Here is a 2,481-nt window from a genome sequence, read left to right as displayed (position 1 = left end):
ACGCCTGAATAAAAAGTCCCTCGCGAGACGCGAAGCGACTGCGAACTCACAAAGGCTCGCGTCTCGCGAGGCTTGCCTTTTCTGGCGTCTCGCCAGGTTCGCTATTAGCCAATTTTATCAAAATCAAATGAAATAGTTTATAGCTGTAGACACCAACTTAGAGTGAGTATTAGTTGAACAATACTTAATTGAGAAAACCAGGCGAAACGCCTGAATAAAAAGTCCCTCGCGAGACGCGAAGCGACTGCTGCGCTCATTGCTTATTGCATATTGCAAACTGCCTATTGCTCATTGCCAATTGCATATGTCCTATTGCTCATTGCTTATTGCAAATTGCAAATTGCCTATTGCCTATTATTTAGTCCTCACCTTCTCCCACCCCTTAATCTGCCAGCGCGTATAAGCGGTGCACACGTGATTTCCTTTTACATCATGCACCGGTATTTCGCAGGTATAAAACGCCACGCCATCTTTATTGAGCGGAGCCAGAATTTCTGATTCAAAAAGTGCATCGTCAAGCTCAAAACGCGCATTGCAGCTATGCTTTGCCTGATAGTGGTATTCCACTTCAATCTTTTGCATTATCAACCGATATTTTGCCGGGTTAAGCCGGCGCAGCAATACTAGTCCGCTGCAAAACTCCGCTGTTGTTGCGAGGCCGCATGCGTGAATACCTTTAATATGATTCAGATTTTTACGCTTTAGCGGAATAGTGGTTACTACTGCATTGGTTTCAACCTTTGTGATTTTTATTCCGTGGGGCTTATTAAATGGAATTCCAAATCCAAGTGCGATATTCAGCTTACGTAGCGCCCACTTGCTTGCTTGGGCTTCATTGAGGTATTTTGAGAGATCAACTTTCAAGGATAGCAGCGATATTTGGTTTAAAATATAAATTTCCCTTCAGCACTTTTCCGTCTTCGCGGTAAATGGCTTTTCCGGTTTCATCCAGCTTGCTCATATTGCTTTTCTGGATTTCGCGAAATACAGGTTCCATCTTATCCGACAAGCCATGGCTTAAAATTGTTCCACATAAAATGTAAAGCATATCGCCGAGCGCATCGGCAATTTCAACAATATCACCATTTTGAGCAGCTTCTAAGTATTCTTCATTCTCTTCGCGCATAAGTTTGTAGCGCAGCAGAAAATCAGATTCAGTTAGTTTTGCTTTTTGGCTTGTTGCATTTTCGATCCCAAAGGCATCGTGGAAGGTACGTACCATGGTGATCATTTCTTCTAATTTCATCAATTTGGATTTTTCAAGGAGCAAGATAATGTTTTGATTTCAGATTTCAGATTTTGGATTTAGGATTTCAGATTTAGGATTTCAGATTTATGATTTTGAAATCGGGCTATGGGACTCAAAACGCATTAATTGCTTGGCATAAAACCTTTAATTGAGTGTAAAAAAAATCGAATGCGAATAAAAAATTTGTTAAGTATTCAGAAATTGTGCTTACATTGCAAATCAAGAAGAAAGTTTTCAATCGATAAAGTGATTGAGAAGATGACATAGGGAAAAGAATTAAAACCGAAAATGCTCAAGTAATTCATTTTCGGCAGCCAATACCTCAAGAGGGCTATGTGAAGAAGGTAGGTCGCGGCTAAAACGGTGTAACATATAAAAGGATAAAAATTATACGATGGTTTGTGCGAGCATCCATACGATACCAGTTTGATTTCAGAGTGGTTATTTGCGAATAGCAAAACTGTGAAGTTTTACTGTACTGGATATGCTTGATCGATTGGTTGTCTTGTCAACAGAGTTCGTTTTTTAACCGCAAAGACCGCAAATCCCAGATCAAGCCGCAGGCATGAGATTCTACGCAAAAGGCGCTAAGGATTTTCTGAATAGGATCAATTTGCAGCGATTAGAATTAAATATAATACCGAAAAAAACGTAGACATTACTTTTAAGATTACTAAACCCGCTTAGTTATGGAAAGACTTTATAAAATTCCGTTTACGCTATTTTTTCTGACCAGCAACATGGTTTCATTTGTTTCAAACGGACAAACTACACGTACCAAATCAGGATCAATTTTTCCCTGTGATGACCCACCGCCACCATCTATCACCCTAACCACTGACGCCCCAGCCAACCTCACCGTCTGCGGAAGCTCCCAGTGGGCGTTTGATGTAAATTACACCGGCGGCGACCTGTACCAATGGAAAATATTAGATCCCGCCATGGGAAGTATTGTTGCAGGTAATAATTCACCTCATATTGAGGTGTTGTTCAATAACCCGCTTGGCAACTCCGAAGATGTGGACATCATTGTAGCAGTTACAAAATGTAATGAAATATTGAGAGATACACTGACAATTCATGTAGAGAATATTCCGGACTATATCGTTACCACTACAGATACCCTTATTTGCGCAGGCGAATCTATGGGTTTTAATGTTTCGCCCACCCCCACAGGCTACGAGAGTTTGACCTGGGAATTTGGTGATGGTCTCGACTCAAACGATCCAAAT

The 2,481-nt window shown here is 40.9% G+C and carries 3 protein-coding genes; 1 reads left to right on the top strand and 2 read right to left on the bottom strand.

Annotation, left to right across the window (positions count from 1 at the left end; all coding sequences use genetic code 11):
• Window positions 1-354: 354 nt before the first annotated feature.
• Window positions 355-864 (bottom strand): DUF4442 domain-containing protein, encoded by a 510-nt coding sequence (locus G3O08_RS20540; RefSeq protein WP_163287325.1) that lies wholly within the window; start codon window positions 862-864, stop codon window positions 355-357.
• Window positions 854-1,246 (bottom strand): pyrophosphohydrolase domain-containing protein, encoded by a 393-nt coding sequence (locus G3O08_RS20535; RefSeq protein WP_163287324.1) that lies wholly within the window; start codon window positions 1,244-1,246, stop codon window positions 854-856. The genes G3O08_RS20540 and G3O08_RS20535 overlap by 11 nt, the downstream gene beginning before the upstream one ends.
• A gap of 692 nt (window positions 1,247-1,938) precedes the next feature.
• Between G3O08_RS20535 and G3O08_RS20530 the strand changes: the two genes are divergently transcribed.
• The coding region (locus tag G3O08_RS20530) for a hypothetical protein (RefSeq protein ID WP_163287323.1) at window positions 1,939-2,481 on the top strand (543 nt) is incomplete at its 3' end.

The sequence above is a fragment of the Cryomorpha ignava genome, from assembly GCF_010686655.1.
In the GTDB taxonomy this organism is placed as follows: Bacteria; Bacteroidota; Bacteroidia; order Flavobacteriales_D; family Cryomorphaceae; genus Cryomorpha; species Cryomorpha ignava.
Note: the sequence above shows the minus strand (reverse complement) of the source record. Positions and strands in the feature narration are given on the sequence as shown.